The organism is Nonomuraea insulae (assembly GCF_042656245.1).
In genome coordinates this window covers 1-14,346 of record NZ_JBHSPA010000081.1, presented here as the reverse complement: position 1 = coordinate 14,346, position 14,346 = coordinate 1, and the positions used below count along the sequence as shown (strand labels likewise).

The following is a 14,346-nucleotide window of genomic DNA, read 5'->3' as shown; positions in this document are numbered from 1 at the left end:
GGCGACAGCTCCGCTGGAAGGGTCCCCGCCTACCTGTTCCGCGACTGCTCCAACCCCTCAACGAACCTGAGGTGGGTCATCGAACGCGGTCAGATCAAGAACCAATGACCACCGCTGGATAGCTGCTGACCGCAGCCCGGGCGCGCCCCGGACGCTTCCGTTGGTGAAGTCCGCCAGCGGGAGCGACCGGCCGCGGGAAGGGCGAATACCCGACACTGGTTCCCGCAGTTCATAGTAAAAGTCCAGGTCGAAGGCGCTGAGTACAGGGTCGCTGGTAGGCGTGTAACGGTTCTTCCAACGTCTGCCCAGGCAGCCAGGCATCAGCGGTCACTCAAACTTCGGTGAGAAACCTGGCGGTCACCAACCTTCAATGACAATGCTCAACCTTCGCTGCAACAGATCAAGTGGCAACCGGGGCTAGCCGGTGACGAACGTTGTCCGGGAAATGTACGAAAACGTTGTGACCTGCGAAAACATGCTTCATGGTGTGCGTCACAGGGAGGGGGTGCGGGAGCGTGGACGATGGCCCGATGGGGTGGCACGCCGGGCTACAGCAAGCACACCGTTTGTACGGGCCGGACCCCTCCCAGCATCCGACCCGCACGTCGCACCATTTCTGCGTGACTGGTTGGATGCCGAAGGGGTGAATCGAGCAGGTAATGGGCGGCCGTACGCGGTTCCGGGCGAGAAAGCCTGTGATGTGGCGAGGGACTGACCGGCACGGTTGTCCACAGGGTTGTGGATGAGAAGCTCGGGGCAGCCCTGGCTGATGGCGTCCGGCAGGGGGTGCGAGAGCGCACACCGTTGGTCTTGCTGAATCTTTACGTGAGGACCTGTCCGAATTCGGGTCTCGCGGCAGGTATTTGGAATAGTGACAGGGATCGGTGGCCCGGCACTTTGGGCCACACCCACATGACTGAACCCATCATCACCTCAACCGCATCCACGTCCACGAGTTCCGCTGCCGCTACCGGGCCTGCCACGGCTGGCGCCTCATCCATCGCATCCGGACCGGACGCGCAGCTCTCCGAGCCCGGCCTTCGGCTGTTCAGGGAAGGTCAAGATGCGGGTCGGGGGCATTTGCCGCTGTCGGTGTGGCTGGCGGCAGCCGACACCGAATCGGTCGCGACCTGTCCGGCGGGGTGCTGCCATCCGGTCAGCGGCCCGTTGGCCCGCCACCTGGTCGCGGCGTGTACGCGGCTGGGCGAGACCGTGGTCCATCTCGGTGCGAGCGATCATCAGCTCGTCTCGGCCGCGCTGACGGCGGGCTGCCTGCCGGTGGCCGTCTTCACCGACGTCGCCCGCGCGGGTATGTCCTGGAGCTGCCTCGCGCGCACCCACCCCGGCTACGACCTGGAGGTCACCGACCTGCGCCTCATCGAGCCTGGCGATGAAGCCTGGGTCCTGGCTGATCTCGCGAGCGGCGCGGGGCTGGTGGTGGCCGAGCAGATCTGCCAGCAGCCCCTGGCCCACGCCACCGGCCGCCCGGACTCCAAGGACGAACCCGAGGATGACGCCGTGGTCTTCGATGTCGCTCGTGCGGCGGGGCTGGTCAAGCCGGGCGGTTATCTGGTGGTGGTCACGGGCCTGCACCGTGAAGAGGGTGTGCTCGACCCGGTCCCCGAGATCATCGCTCGTGCCCGGGAGGCGGGTCTGGTCTATCTGCAGCACATCATCGCCCTGCGGCAGCCCGCTCGCGGCGAGCGCATCGACCCAGGTCTCTCCCGCCGAGCCCTGGCCGCCATCCAGAAACGGCCGGAATGCGCTGGGTTGCCGGCGAGTGCCCGGACGCATGCAGATGTGCTGCTGTTCGCCGCGCCTCAGTCGCTCCTGGGCTGCGACGGATCGACGTCCGCGGTTGCGGAACGCGCCACCGGCCCGGATGACACCGGCCCGTATGGCACCGAGCCGGACGCCATCAGCCCGGACGGTGCTGAGGCTCCGGTTCAGGTTGGGGGCGGTCATTGATGGCCGAGGTGACGACGTCGGTGTGGGCGACGGGGCAGCAGCCATCGCGGGTTCAGCGTAGGGGCCGGTATGTGCCGGAGTCGATGCGGCATCCGGGCAAGATGCTGCCCTCGATCGCCGCCAGGGTGATCGAGACCTACACCGGTCCGGGGGAGTTGGTGGTCGATCCGATGTGCGGGATCGGCACCACCCTGGTCGAAGCCGCCCATCTGGGCAGGCACGCCGCGGGCGTGGAGTATGAGGAGAGGTGGGCGCGCCTGGCGGTCGCCAACCTGGGCCACGCCAGAAAGCAGGGGGCGCCGGGGTTCGGCAGGGTGATGGCCGGGGACTCCCGGCACATCGCCCGGCTGCTGCCGGACCTGGCCGGGCGGGCGGCGCTGGTGCTCACCTCGCCCCCGTACGGGGCGGCCACGCACGGGCACATCCGCTCCACCCGCGACACCGGCGAGCCGGGCGTGCGCAAGTGGAACCAGCGCTACTCGCACGATCGCGCCAACCTGGCCCACCAGCAGCTCCCGCACCTGCTGGAGGGGTTCGGCCGCATCCTGGCCGGCTGCGTGGAGTTGCTGCGGCCGGGCGGGGTCGCGGCGATCACGGTGCGGCCTTACCGGGTGCGTGGCGAGCTGGTCGACCTGCCCGGCCACGTGCACCGGCTGGCGGAGGAGGCCGGGCTGGTGTTCGTGGACCGGATCGTGTGCCTGCTGTGTGGGCTGGGCGAGGGCCGGCTGCTGAACCGGGCGTCGTTCTTCCAACTTCACGAGGCGCGCAAGGCGTGGGCGCGCGGCACGCCCATTCATGCCCTGGCGCATGAGGACTTGATTGTGTTTCGTCGTCTCAGGATGGCGGCCGAGGCCGATCCCGGTCACGCGCTGGAAGGCGTCCGCGAGCTGGAGTAGCAGCGCGTTGCCCCCGGCGTTCTGGCCCGGATGTGGGCCGGGAGCTGGGGCGCGGGTGTGGACCTGTGGATTTCGCTTGACGCGGGCCGTGGAGGTGGGCGTCGATACCGCCGCCACCAGCGCGGTGCGCACCGGACCCCGTGGCGGTTGGGGCTGTGGCCGTCCGTCGTGAACGGCCGGTCACATCCCTACCCCCGAGGCCGGGCGGGGCCGGGTCGGGGACGTAGCGCCCACCACAGCCCGCCGAGAACACGGCGGCCCCACATGGCCTCGTATGCCCTGTTCATCAACGCTCACGGAGGTGATGCATGACCAGCACAACCCCAACCCAGTCCACAACGCACGGGGAACCGGAGGTGGTCAGCCTGCTCGCAGCAGGACGGCTGCTCGGCATGGGCCGCACCACGGCCTACCGGCTCGCCCGCGCAGGGGAGTTCCCGTGCCGGGTGCTGCGCATCGGCGGGCGGTACGCAGTCCCGGTGCGCGCCTTGCGGGCGCTACTCGACCACACCGACCCGGACAGCAGCAGCCGTCCGGCATGCGAGGAAGGATGACCACGATGGCGAAAGATCCGGACACGACGGCGGGCAAGGAGCTCAAGGTCGCCAAGGGCACCACGTTCAAGGTCTGCACCTGCATCGACCCGGTGACCGGCAAGAACATCAGCAAAACCTGTCCGAAGCTGCGCCGTCCGCATGGAGACGGCGGACAACGCTGGAGCAGTATGCACGGCACCTGGGGCTATCAGCTCGAGTTGCCCGCTCACGCTGACGGTAAGCGGCGCACTCCGCTGCGCCGAAGGGGATTTGCGACGCTGGAGGATGCCGAGGCGGAGCTGGATCATGCCCGCGGATTGCTCGCCCTCGACACCGACGCCGCCGTTCGGCGGCAGATCACCAAGCTGATGCTGTCGGTGCTGAAGGACACGAAAGGTCTGCCTGATACCGAGGAGGTGCGGCGCAAGGTTCGCACCCGCCAGGATCTGAACCGGCACATCACGGTGGCGGAGTGGCTGCAGGAGTTCCTCAAGCGTAAGAGGTCGATCGAGGAGACCACGAAGCGCTCCTACGCCTCCCACGTGCGGCTCTACCTCACCCCGTACCTGGGGGAGATCCGGCTGGATCGGCTGCGGGTCTCCGACATCGCGGGCATGTTCGATGCGATCGAGGAGTTCAACGACATCATCGCCACCGAACGCGGCAGCGGCGACCCTGCCCGGATGGCCTCGGTCCGCTATCGGCGTCCGGTCGGGCCGACCACCCTGCATCGCATCCGCGCGACGTTGCGGCACGCGTTGAACATCGCGATCGGCCAGGATCGGCTGCTGGACTTCAACCCCGCCGCCGTGGTCGAGCTGGCTCCTGCCGTCCGGCCCAAGCCGGTCATCTGGACCGAGGAGAAAGTCGTCCAATGGCGCAAGGACCACGCTGGGCATGTGGACCGGCTCAAGCGGGCCCGCGAGGGCAAGCGGGTCGATCCGATCGCCGCCTACATCGGCACGGTGCGGCCGTCGCCGGTGATGGTGTGGACGCCCGAGCAGACGTCGGCGTTTCTCGCCTACGCCCGCCGTGATCGGCTGTTCGCCCTGTATCGGCTGATCGCGGTGCGCGGCCTGCGGCGCGGCGAGGGCGTCGGAGTCCGCTGGCCGGACGTTATCTTCGAGAAGGGGCGGATCGGTGTGCATTGGCAGATCACCCAGCTCGGCTGGGACCCGATCCAGGGCAGCCCGAAGACCGACGCCAGCGACCGCGAGATCGCCGTCGACGCCGAGACCATGACCATCCTGAAAGAGCACAAGAAGCGCCAGGCCCGGGAGCGGCTGGCCGCGGGCGAAGACTGGACGCACTCGGGGTTCGTCTTCACCGACGAGCTCGGCCGCCCGCTGCACCCGCAGCACGTGACCGACCGCTTCTACGGGCTGTGCTACCAGGCGGGCCTGCCACCGATCCGGCTGCATGACCTCAGGCACGGCGCGGCCACCGCGATGCTCGCCGCCGGGGCGGACATCAAGATCGTGCAGGAGACGCTCGGTCATACGTCCTCGGCGTTTACCCGTGACACCTACACCAGTGTTTACCCCGAAGCGGCGGCTGCGGCGGCCGAGGCGACCGCTGCTCTCCTCGCGGGACCCGTCGTGCCCGTGCCTGGGCGGGTGCCGCCGAAGCGAGGCACTGCTCGGCCCGGGAGGAGCGGTAAGGGGGAGGCCGACGGGGTGGTGATCCCGATGCCGACCAGCTAGGCGTCAAGAGGCCAGGGAGAAAGCTGGGCAGGCCGGTCAGTCGCGACTGACCGGCCTTGGCTGAGGGCCGTGGGGGTGGGGAGGTGTGATGCGCCCGAGTCAAGGGCGCATCTGAGCCTTACCCGTAGGGTCTGCGCCTGGCAGCGGCACACGCTTGAGGGGGATGCGGCTGCCGGAGCTGTGGGTGGGGCGGCCCTTCGCATCGCGGCCCTTGGCTTCCGCGATTGTCCCAAGGCGAGGGACCGCCCCCGGCAACGATCAGGCGTACGGGGGAAACGCCATGATCATCACCGCGTGGGTGACCGACCGGGGGTTGTTGAGAACCGGTCTGCCACCAGGTGGTGAGAACGCGTCGAGCGGGACCGCGTAATTGCTGGGCGTTGGCCCGAGAATCATCGGCACGGCTACCCACCCGGGTCCCATCCTCCAGGCGGGAACGGTGGATGACGTGGGCCATACAACCGAGCGCGGCGGCGTGGTGTGCCCGGAGGGTGCGGCCCGGCCGTCGCCGACACCATTACCGGGGTACCGGACGGTAGGCATCCGGACGCCGACCATAGGCATCGGCCGCGTCACGTAGAGCGGGGCTACGCGGCGCTCGGGGATGTTGCGGCCAGGACGTAGCGGATACGCTCGGCTGCCGTGGCGAGCTGGGCGACCTCGGTGATTGGCTCGTTCCACGACCACAAGAACAGCCATCGATCGTGCCTTTGCACAACGGAGATGATCTCCGTCAGGGTGGTGGCTTTGGGGTTGATCACGCGCAGGCGTGGTAGTCGGTCGTCCTGGGTGAGCAGGCGAGCGTGCAGGCCGAGGCTCTGTAGCGCTTCCTGCAGGTGGTCGAGGTGGGTGGCGGCTTCGGCGGTCACTGCGGCGGCCTCTGCGGGAGTGATGGGGTCGGGCATGGCTGACTCCGAAGTGAATGGGATCGGTACTAGACAGGGGGTGCCGTTCACGGGGTGGGTGGGGAGGGCGGCTGTGGGTGTTCGGGGGCGGGGCTGGGTGCGGTGGGCGGCTCGCCGTGCCCGGTGGACCGCCCGCAGGGTGGCCCCGAGGCAGGCGAGCAGCAGGCCTACCACGAGGGCTTGAGTGATCGGCTTGGTCACGCCGGCGGGGGCCAGCAGGACGAAGGTGACATAGCCGGCGGTCAACAGCAGAGCCAGCCCACTGATCATCTTTTGGCGCGGCACGATGAGGACTCCCGTTCATGGGGGAAGCGGTATTCGGGGCGAGGCTGCTGGTACTGCGTGGGGATCAGGGGTGGAACAGCGAGTATGAGCAGTTGGGCGCCGTGGCAGCTTCGGCGGTCGATGGCGCGGCGGCGGGATCGGTCGAAGGAGAGCGCCGCCGCGCGCCTGCTCGGAGCTCAGGTGCTACTCAGCACCCGTTTAGGCGTGTCCAGCCAGACCTGCTGGCCGCCGGGCGCGACGGTGATGCCGTAGCGCAGCCAGTGCGGCTCGCCCCAGCTCACCCACTGCGCGTACGCCTGCAGCACCTCATCCCACACCGGCCGGTCGCCCACCTGCTGCACCCCGTGATCCGCGCTCCCGGGCCGCCACGTGGCCACCGCCCACGAGCGGGCGTCGCCGGGATCGTAGACCCACGTGCGCACGAACGGGCCGTCCTCATCGGCGGCCTCGCCGGTGTGCGACAGCAGGCCTGTCAGCGCGGCGATCGCCAGATCCGCGCCCGCGCCCAGCTGGTCCAGCGCCCGTGGATCGAGCGCTGTGCGGTAGTGTCGACGTTCTTCGCCCGGCGGGTCCTGGCCCGGCTGGGGACGCTGGGAGCGCATCATCATGTATCCGGCGTACCCGGTCACCCGCCCGACGGCGGTCCCATTCTCCTGCACCAGGAGACGTAGCGCGTGGCTGGTGCCGTAGCCGGGATGCCACGGCAGCACGATCACGCCACCGGGCCGGGTCTGCTCCACCCACGCGTACGGAATCGTCCTGACTCCGCAGGTGACGTGTACGCGGTCGTACGGCTCCCCATCGGTGCAGCCGAGCGCGCCGTCGCCGAAGACCAGACGCGCCCGGACGCCGGCGGCGGCAAGGTTCTTCGCCGCCTGCTCGGCCACCGCCGGGTCCACCTCGATGGAGGTCACCTCCCCCTGATCCTCGACGAGATGGGACAGCAGCCCGGCTGTCCACCCGGTACCCGTCCCCACGTCGAGGACACGGTGGCCGGGCTCCGGCTGCAGCTGGTTGAGCAGGTCGGCGACCGTGGACGGCGCGGACGCCGAGGACGTGGAGTCGCCCCGCAGCGCGCGCAGGCCGGTGGCGCCGTCGTCGAGCTGGGTGACGATGATGCTGCGCGAGTAGACGGCGTCCCACCAGGTGCCGGGATCGGCGTCGCGGTCGATCAGGTACGGCTCTCCCTCTTCGACGACCAGGCCGACAGGGGGAATGAACAGGTGCCGCGGCACCGCCCGCACCGCGTCCCGGATGGGCTCGCCGATGTCGCCGGCCTGTTCAGGATCCAGGGCCGCGATGAGCCGGTCGAGGCGTTCGGGGGTCGCGCTCACTTGCTGCCCTTCTTGCCCTTGGCGTGGCCGCCCCGCGGTTCCTGATGCTGGTCGTTGGTGCTGCCGGTGCCGCCCTCCCTGCCGGTGACCTCCTTGTCCTTGGGACTCTTGGGGTCTTCGTGCTTGCCGCCCATGCTGTCTTCGTCTCCCTTTTCGTGGTTGTGGCCGCTGGGGTGAGCCACGCTCTCGGGTGGCCCGCCCGCGAGGCTGTTGAGGCGGGACCGGCGTCCGGGCGTGTGGTTTCTCGCCGGACGTCTTCAGGCTGCGGTGGGGCTACCGCTTGTGGGTCTAACCAGCAAGTCGTGCGGGCTCCCGCAACTCGAGGATTTGCTGTGACGTCTTGTTGTGCTGGTGCTCGACCCACCACAGGCGCCGGTTCGCCTCGGCCCGGCCGTCCCACACGGCAGGGCCGCCCCGCTTGGGAGGGCGCACCTCCGCGGGGCGGGCACGCCCGACCCAGGTGTAACCCGCCCTGTTGCCGTTCGCCCAGATCGTGTAGTCGCCGCCCGCGATGGTCTCGGCGTTCAAAACGATCATGCGGCTCGTGCCGAGCAGTCGAGCCACGACCACGTCGGCATTGCACCGTGTGCACTTCTGCGGGCCGGTGGAGGTCACAGCCGACCTCCCATGCCCAGGGTGTGCGGTTTCCAGATGCTCATTGATCACTTTCAGTGGCGCGGTGGCGGAAGGCCATACGGGGTGCGGGCCGCATGGCCGCCGCGCCTGTCAGGTCCCAGGGCCGATCTCCTGCGGATCTCCGGCATCGCCCCGGGATGTCTGGACGGGCTGGCGTTAGAGAACCGTGCCGAGCCTGCGCCAGTCGTTGCCGGGCCTGCGGATCTCGCCCGGGTGCTCCTGGTCGCGGACGCTGACGGCGTCGTGGTCGTTGATCGGGGCGTACGTCAGGCCCGTCCCCTCGACCGCCTCGTACCGGTCGTCGTCCACGTCGATGTCGTGCAGAGCCTCGGCCGACTGCTCGGCACCGGGTCCCCGGCCGAGCAGCGCGCCCAGCTTGCGGAAGTCGTCACCGGGCCGCCGGATCTCAACCTCCGGCCGGTCCTTGTCACGCACCGCGTAGTCGTCGCTGTCCCCGATCGCCGCGTACTCGATGCCCGTGCCGTCGAGCAGCGTGAACGTGGACTCTTGGACGGCTACCGCCCACAGGTCGGGCTGAATCGATCTGGCTGTCATGGGAGCTCTCCCTTGCGTTTGGTTCTTCGATGGCGCCGGACACCGAGGCCCGGACTGGTGCCCGGAGCCATCGCCTGCCCGGCACGGCGGGCCCGGGGGGCTTCACCGGCGGGGACCAGCCAGCCGCTGGATAATCGCCATCTGATCGGTCAGATCCGCCATCAGGTCGACGGGGTTGCGGCACTCCACGATCCGCCGCACCCCGGCGGTCACCTCCTCCAGCGTGAGCCGCCACGATGGCCCGGCCCTCCAGACCAGCCCCGCCCCCGTGAGGTCGTAGGTGATCAGCCACGGGCGGAAGGTGGTGCGCAGCACAGCGAGCTGACGATCCCGCACCTCAAGCCGCAGCCACGCCCTGATCTCGGCGTCATGAGCGATGGGCTCGACAGGAGCCCGCAGCAACTCGAACATTTCAGGACCTCCATCCCATATGCATGGCGGCGTATTCGCTCCAAAGATTCGCGAGCAAGGTTTGCGGGACGTTTACGCCGTACAGCAGTAGCGTGGCCAGCACGGGGAGTCGCAGTCCATATTTCGCGTTGGACACACGTTCCCCGCCGTTCCCTGGGCTGCGGGGAAAACAGGGAAAAGATCTCGGGCGCACGGAGGCGACGGTGGGCGAAGAGACGTTCGGGCAGGCCCTGCGCCACCTACGCGGCAACCGCACCCTTGAAGCGGTGGCGCATGCGGCGGGCATCTCCACCAGCTACGTATACAAGCTGGAAAACGATCAGAGGAAGCCAACCCGTACAGTGGTCGAAGCGCTGGAAGCCGCGACCAATGCGCAAGGCGCGCTTATTGAGGCATCTGAGAGAAACGAGAAGAAATCCGTTCCAAATGCGGATATCATCCCTCCTGTCGCCGCAATGAGTCCAGTGCGTACTCTGGAGATAAACGACCATTACGGGGAGGACGCCACGGAACGCCGACGGCTGTTCGGACTGGCCGCCAGTGTTGGAATCGTCGGCTTCGACGAGATCGTCCGACAGGAACTCGATCACACGACTGATCGACTTCGCAGTGCCGAGGACTGGGACATCGCACGGGCCGATCACCTGCATGCCCTGCGCACCCGCCCGCCTGCCCAAGTCATCAAGGACCTGTCGATCGACCTGTACGCCCTTCGACAGCAGATGCACACCACCATCGGCGACGAGCTGACCGAGCTGTACCGAGTGGCGGCCCTGCTGGCCGTCATCCAGGCCAACGCACTGACCCGGATCAGCGACCACGGGGCAGCCATCCGCTGGTGGAGCACCGCTCGTAAGACCGCTGACGCCTCCAAAGACCTTGAGCTCCGTCTTCTGGTCCGCAGCGAAGAGGCCATTCACGGTCTGTACGGGCAGCGAGAGCCAGAGACCGTCCTACGACTGATCGAGAATGCTCGCCAGATCAGCCGTCGTCCATGGCCTCGGCTCATGACCGCCAGGGCCAAGGCACTGGCGCTGCTGAACCGCTCGAAGGAAGCGGCCGATACTCTACGAGATCTCCACGATCACATGGACAAGGGGATCGCCGGCGACCGCTGGGACTTCTTCAAACCGGACCAGATCCCGTTCGCCGAAAGCTGGGTAGCCGCCTACTCACACAACCAGGCAGCGGCAGACGTCGCTCGCGATCGGGTACTTCAGATCATTCCCGAACGGTCCTACCAGTACCGCATGAACGCCAAACTCCATGAGGCGATCAGCACGGTCGCGCTGGGCGGTACAGACGAGGGCGCCAGACTCGCAGCCGAGCTGATCGACTCGCTACCCGCCGGCTTCCGGACCAACCACATCCTGGAGACGGCACGCATGGTCCTGCGCGCGGTACCGCTAGAGCAGTGGGAACGGCCGACAGTAGGGGAGTTGCGCTCGCTGCTGGCCCTCAACGCCTGACCGGCGGGGGCGTCCCGAAAGACGACGCCTCGCCACATCCCTGCGCGCGAACTGCGCGAGGACCGACGTAGCGCACCGCTTATTTGATGTGGGCTATCGGATCAGGTATCGCCGCGGGCCGCGTGACAACTGGACGGCGCCGCCGGCCTCGATCACCGCCTGGGCCCCATAGGCCGGCATGCTTCCTCCCAGGAGCCAGTCATGACGTACCTCCTCCCAGAGGTCCCACAAGCGGCGCGGGCCGCCCTGAACGACCGGTGACGGCTCATCACCGCGGGCGGAGGCGCGAGCCCAGGAGCCATCCGGGTGCGACATGCGGACGGTACGCCGTCCGCCAGCGTGCTCTTTGGTGGCAGGTCAATCTCCGCCCGCCCGCCGGGGTTTCGTATTCCAGGCAGGGCCTAACACGAAGGACTCATGTCGTCGATGCCAGGGAACTCAATATGATTCCCGCGCGTCACTACTACTAGTAGTCTTCCGATTCCAGAGAGTGGCTACATGTCGGCTTGGCGGTTCGTTCTAGTCATAGCAGCGGTCCTGGTGGGGGGAACCGCGTTGACCGCATTGAGCATTCCTCTCGGCGAAAAGGTGATCGAACAGGGGGTGGCGGCCTGCGGGCTCGTGTGCTCCCTCGCGGCGCTGGTCGTGGGTTTGATCGGCCTCACCCCCAAGGCCCCGCTGGCCACCGAACGACTAGCCGGCGCGGCAAACGACCTCGCGAAAGCCGTCAAGGAACAGTGGCAGGCCGAGTGGCTGCTGCGCAGGCTGCAGGACCCGTGGCCGATGCGCGTGCGCTGGGATGCCGCCGATCCGCTGCTGTCCGACCATGAGGGCAACGTCGGCTGCGACCGGCTCGACGGCGAGTTCGACGGCATCGCAACCCTGTTCCGCCGCCTGCCCGGCGGACGCCTGGTGGTACTCGGCGGGCCCGGCGCGGGAAAGAGCGTGCTGGCGCTGCGCCTGACTCTCGATCTGCTGAAGGAGCGAGGAGACGGCGAACCGGTGCCCGTCCTGTTCTCCCTGTCCACCTGGCACCCGCAACAGTGCCACCTACACGAGTGGATGGCCCACCGACTCGCCCTTGACCACGGCACGTTGGCCGCGCAGGCTCGGCCCGGCGTCACCATAGCTCGCGAACTGCTCGCCGACGGCCGGATCCTGCCGGTGCTCGACGGCCTCGATGAAATTCCGCCGCCGCTCCGAAGAGAGGCCCTGCGCCGCCTCAACAGTGAGATAGACGCCGGCGCGCCCGTGCTGCTGACGTGCCGCACCGAGGCGTACAGCGAGATCGCGCGCGACTGTGACGTCTTCACGGCAGCCGCGGTCATCGAGCTGCGGTCGCTGACACTGGACGAGCTCGCCCGGTACCTGAATGGCACCAGCCGGCGCGGCGCCCCGCCCGGCGCGACCAAGTGGCGCGAAGTGCTGAAGCTCCTCGCCGACCAGCCGCAGAAGCCCATCGCGCAGTCGCTGTCCACGATGCTGTCCGTGCCGTTGATGGCGGCCATGGCCCGCGCTATCTACAGCGACACCGCCGCCCACCCTGGCGACCTGCTCGATTCCCGCTTCGCCGAACCAGCCGTCCTCGAGGCACACCTGCTGGACGCCTACATTCCGGCCACTTTCGCACCCGCGCCCGGCCCTCCGGGCACGGCCGCGCCGCGCTGGACCATCGCACAGGTGACGCGCTGGCTCGGCTTCCTCGCCGTGCAGTCTGAGCGGCGCGGCCGCAGGGCCATCGCCTGGTGGGAGTTGCCACAGGCACTGCCCTGCACCGTGCGCCTGCTCCCGTTCGGGCTGCTGGCATGCGTGGCGATCCTGGGCGCGTGGTGCGTGTTCTACCGCTTCCAGGAGGTGTCCTGGTCAGTGGTCGCGGTCACCCTGTACATGATCGCACTCGGAGTAGGGCTACGGACGCAGCCGAACATCCGCGCCGCCCTGCTCGCCGGGGCGCTCAGCGGGATACTCATCGGGATCACGCAGGATCTGAACACGGCGTCCATCGACATCACCCTAGGCGGCCCGGGGCCGATGCTCACCGTGCTGCCGCTACGCCCCAACGAGCGGTACTTCGCCAACATGGCGGTATACGGGCTGGCCACCGCCCTGCTGCTAGGCGCCGCCGGTATCGGCCGCAGGCCCCGGCCGCTGACGATACCACTGAGGCTCTCCCGCGGCGGACACGTCCCGGCCGACAAACCCGCGCAGGTGCTCGACCTGATCCGCTCCGCCACGCGAGGGTTGACGCGCGGCATGCTCGGCGGGGTCGGCATCGGCCTGATCAGCGGCCTGTGCTGTGGCACCGCGGCCGGACTGCGCGCGCAGGACCTCTTCGCTGCCGTGTTCATGCGCGAGGTCAAGCTCTGGGTCTCAGGCGGGCTCATCCTCGGGCTGGTCAGCGGGCTGTTGGGTGCCCTCTACCGGTGCTCAGAGCGATCAGCCGACACGGCCGCTGCGCCCAGCCCTCTGTCGAGCCTGCGTGCCGACCGCCACGCCGCGTTCGGCCGCGCGTTGCTCGGCCTGCTGTTCATGTGGCCTCTCCTGCTGCTCGCCGAGGCCCTGGGCCGGCTGGGAATGATCGACAACGGGCGGGATCTGGTCATTCTGCTGTTGGTACCTCTGGGCCCGCTCGTGATCCTGCTGGCCGCGTGGGGGCGGTTGCTGGCAGCGCGCCTATGGCTGTGCGGGCTAGGGCGGCTGCCCTGGCGGCTCATGACTTTCCTCACCGAGGCCCACAAGCGCGGCGTGCTCCGCCAGGCTGGCGCCGCCTACGAGTTCCGGCACATCCGGCTCCAGGAGCGGCTGGCCTGCCTGGATCAGCCCCCCGTCTCCCCTCCGTCTCGTCCCGCTTGGCCAGGAACTACTTCGCCACCGGCCATTTCCTCGGCAACGACATCGGATAGTTCGTGCGGATCTACGCCAACTCCAATAGCGCAACCCACAGACCCACTTTCGCAGCCTGGTTCTCCCCCTCGGCGGTGAACGAGAAAGAGATGGGTGCAGCTCTTTGCCGCACCCATTTGAGCTACGCGAAGTGGAACAGTGCGCCTTCGCCTCGTTCGGCGACCGCGAGGATGAACGTGCGAAAATCCTCGAAGTCCCCTTTGACGAACCCGTAGTCATCTCGTGCGTCGTACACCTCCTCAAACCGAACGCTCCGCAGCCAGCCGGCCAGCTCGAAGATGAGTCCCGAATCGAGCTCCATGGCCTGGTCGCGATTCTCCTCATCGTCTTCCTCTTCAAGGTCGTCGTCATCCTCGTCGTCCCAGTTCAGGTCGAGATAGTCCTCTCCTACGAACACGTTGACCGGCGCGTCCCCGACCAAGCTCTCCCACAGATCCAATGAAAAACGCTCGATATAGAAGCTGCGGCGCTGGATACTCAGCTTCGAGTCAAGTGGAGTCTCATCGCCCTCTGAGACCTCGTTGAGAAGTTGCGCGGCGTACGACGCGTCTTGCCTGGCGGTGGCGACGCGCGCTGAGACGAGAAGATCAACTGATCGTACGGTACATCGCTCGCGTCCCGTCGCCCCCGACCATGAGCACTCACCCGCTACCAGGAAGAGTGCGACTTCAGCGCCCCTTGATCGTTCACGTCCAGGGAGATGGTGTGCGGGTGATCTAGCCCATGCTGTGGTGCGGGAGAGAT

The 14,346-nt window shown here is 68.0% G+C and carries 13 protein-coding genes; 6 read left to right on the top strand and 7 right to left on the bottom strand.

Annotated elements, in window-relative coordinates:
- Positions 1-912 precede the first annotated feature (912 nt).
- From ACFPZ3_RS52670 to ACFPZ3_RS52655, 4 genes are all read left to right on the top strand, one after another.
- Entirely contained in the window at positions 913-1,968 is a 1,056-nt protein-coding gene (locus ACFPZ3_RS52670) for a hypothetical protein (protein WP_379522004.1), read from the top strand.
- A complete protein-coding gene (locus tag ACFPZ3_RS52665; RefSeq protein WP_379522003.1) occupies positions 1,968-2,864 on the top strand; it encodes a TRM11 family SAM-dependent methyltransferase in 897 nt (298 codons plus the stop codon). Before ACFPZ3_RS52670 ends, ACFPZ3_RS52665 begins: the two co-directional genes overlap by 1 nt.
- 308 nt (positions 2,865-3,172) lie before the next feature.
- Entirely contained in the window at positions 3,173-3,418 is a 246-nt protein-coding gene (locus ACFPZ3_RS52660) for a helix-turn-helix transcriptional regulator (RefSeq protein ID WP_379522002.1), read from the top strand.
- 5 nt (positions 3,419-3,423) lie between these two features.
- Positions 3,424-5,103, top strand: coding sequence for a site-specific integrase (locus ACFPZ3_RS52655; protein WP_379522001.1), 1,680 nt, complete (start codon positions 3,424-3,426; stop codon positions 5,101-5,103).
- Between the two features lie 587 nt (positions 5,104-5,690).
- On the opposite strand, the gene ACFPZ3_RS52650 is transcribed toward ACFPZ3_RS52655, so the two are convergent.
- The 6 genes from ACFPZ3_RS52650 to ACFPZ3_RS52625 all read right to left on the bottom strand — a co-directional run bounded on the left by ACFPZ3_RS52650 (position 5,691) and on the right by ACFPZ3_RS52625 (position 9,229).
- Entirely contained in the window at positions 5,691-6,008 is a 318-nt protein-coding gene (locus tag ACFPZ3_RS52650) for a hypothetical protein (RefSeq protein ID WP_379522000.1), read from the bottom strand.
- A 461-nt stretch (positions 6,009-6,469) separates the two neighbouring features.
- On the bottom strand, positions 6,470-7,627 hold the full coding sequence (locus ACFPZ3_RS52645) for a methyltransferase domain-containing protein (protein ID WP_379521999.1): 1,158 nt from the start codon (positions 7,625-7,627) through the stop codon (positions 6,470-6,472).
- Positions 7,624-7,761 (bottom strand): hypothetical protein, encoded by a 138-nt coding sequence (locus ACFPZ3_RS52640; RefSeq protein ID WP_379521998.1) that lies wholly within the window; start codon positions 7,759-7,761, stop codon positions 7,624-7,626. Before ACFPZ3_RS52640 ends, ACFPZ3_RS52645 begins: the two co-directional genes overlap by 4 nt.
- A 154-nt stretch (positions 7,762-7,915) precedes the next feature.
- Positions 7,916-8,197 (bottom strand): hypothetical protein, encoded by a 282-nt coding sequence (locus tag ACFPZ3_RS52635; RefSeq protein WP_379521997.1) that lies wholly within the window; start codon positions 8,195-8,197, stop codon positions 7,916-7,918.
- Positions 8,198-8,419: 222 nt separating this feature from the next.
- Positions 8,420-8,818, bottom strand: coding sequence for a hypothetical protein (locus tag ACFPZ3_RS52630; RefSeq protein WP_379521996.1), 399 nt, complete (start codon positions 8,816-8,818; stop codon positions 8,420-8,422).
- A 102-nt stretch (positions 8,819-8,920) separates the two neighbouring features.
- The gene (locus tag ACFPZ3_RS52625) at positions 8,921-9,229 is read right to left on the bottom strand and encodes a hypothetical protein (protein ID WP_379521995.1); all 309 of its coding nucleotides are present in this window, start codon (positions 9,227-9,229) and stop codon (positions 8,921-8,923) included.
- Positions 9,230-9,432: 203 nt separating this feature from the next.
- Between ACFPZ3_RS52625 and ACFPZ3_RS52620 the strand changes: the two genes are divergently transcribed.
- Both ACFPZ3_RS52620 and ACFPZ3_RS52615 read left to right on the top strand, forming a co-directional pair.
- Positions 9,433-10,698 carry a helix-turn-helix domain-containing protein gene (locus ACFPZ3_RS52620; RefSeq protein WP_379521994.1) on the top strand — a complete coding sequence of 422 codons (1,266 nt, stop codon included), beginning with the start codon at positions 9,433-9,435 and terminating at the stop codon, positions 10,696-10,698.
- A gap of 555 nt (positions 10,699-11,253) precedes the next feature.
- Positions 11,254-13,680: an NACHT domain-containing protein gene (locus ACFPZ3_RS52615; protein ID WP_379521993.1), complete on the top strand. Its 2,427-nt coding sequence runs from the start codon at positions 11,254-11,256 to the stop codon at positions 13,678-13,680.
- Between the two features lie 43 nt (positions 13,681-13,723).
- Here the strand turns inward: ACFPZ3_RS52615 and ACFPZ3_RS52610 are convergent.
- A partial coding sequence (locus ACFPZ3_RS52610) for a hypothetical protein (RefSeq protein ID WP_379521992.1) occupies positions 13,724-14,346 on the bottom strand: 623 nt, incomplete at its 5' end.

Bases quoted from the DNA above. Each gene is read 5' to 3' on its own strand.
- ACFPZ3_RS52670 (WP_379522004.1), top strand. From the start codon at position 913: ATGACTGAACCCATCATCACCTCAACCGCATCCACGTCCACGAGTTCC.
- ACFPZ3_RS52665 (WP_379522003.1), top strand. From the start codon at position 1,968: ATGGCCGAGGTGACGACGTCGGTGTGGGCGACGGGGCAGCAGCCATCG.
- ACFPZ3_RS52660 (WP_379522002.1), top strand. From the start codon at position 3,173: ATGACCAGCACAACCCCAACCCAGTCCACAACGCACGGGGAACCGGAG.
- ACFPZ3_RS52655 (WP_379522001.1), top strand. From the start codon at position 3,424: ATGGCGAAAGATCCGGACACGACGGCGGGCAAGGAGCTCAAGGTCGCC.
- ACFPZ3_RS52650 (WP_379522000.1), bottom strand. From the start codon at position 6,008: ATGCCCGACCCCATCACTCCCGCAGAGGCCGCCGCAGTGACCGCCGAA.
- ACFPZ3_RS52640 (WP_379521998.1), bottom strand. From the start codon at position 7,761: ATGGGCGGCAAGCACGAAGACCCCAAGAGTCCCAAGGACAAGGAGGTC.
- ACFPZ3_RS52630 (WP_379521996.1), bottom strand. From the start codon at position 8,818: ATGACAGCCAGATCGATTCAGCCCGACCTGTGGGCGGTAGCCGTCCAA.
- ACFPZ3_RS52625 (WP_379521995.1), bottom strand. From the start codon at position 9,229: ATGTTCGAGTTGCTGCGGGCTCCTGTCGAGCCCATCGCTCATGACGCC.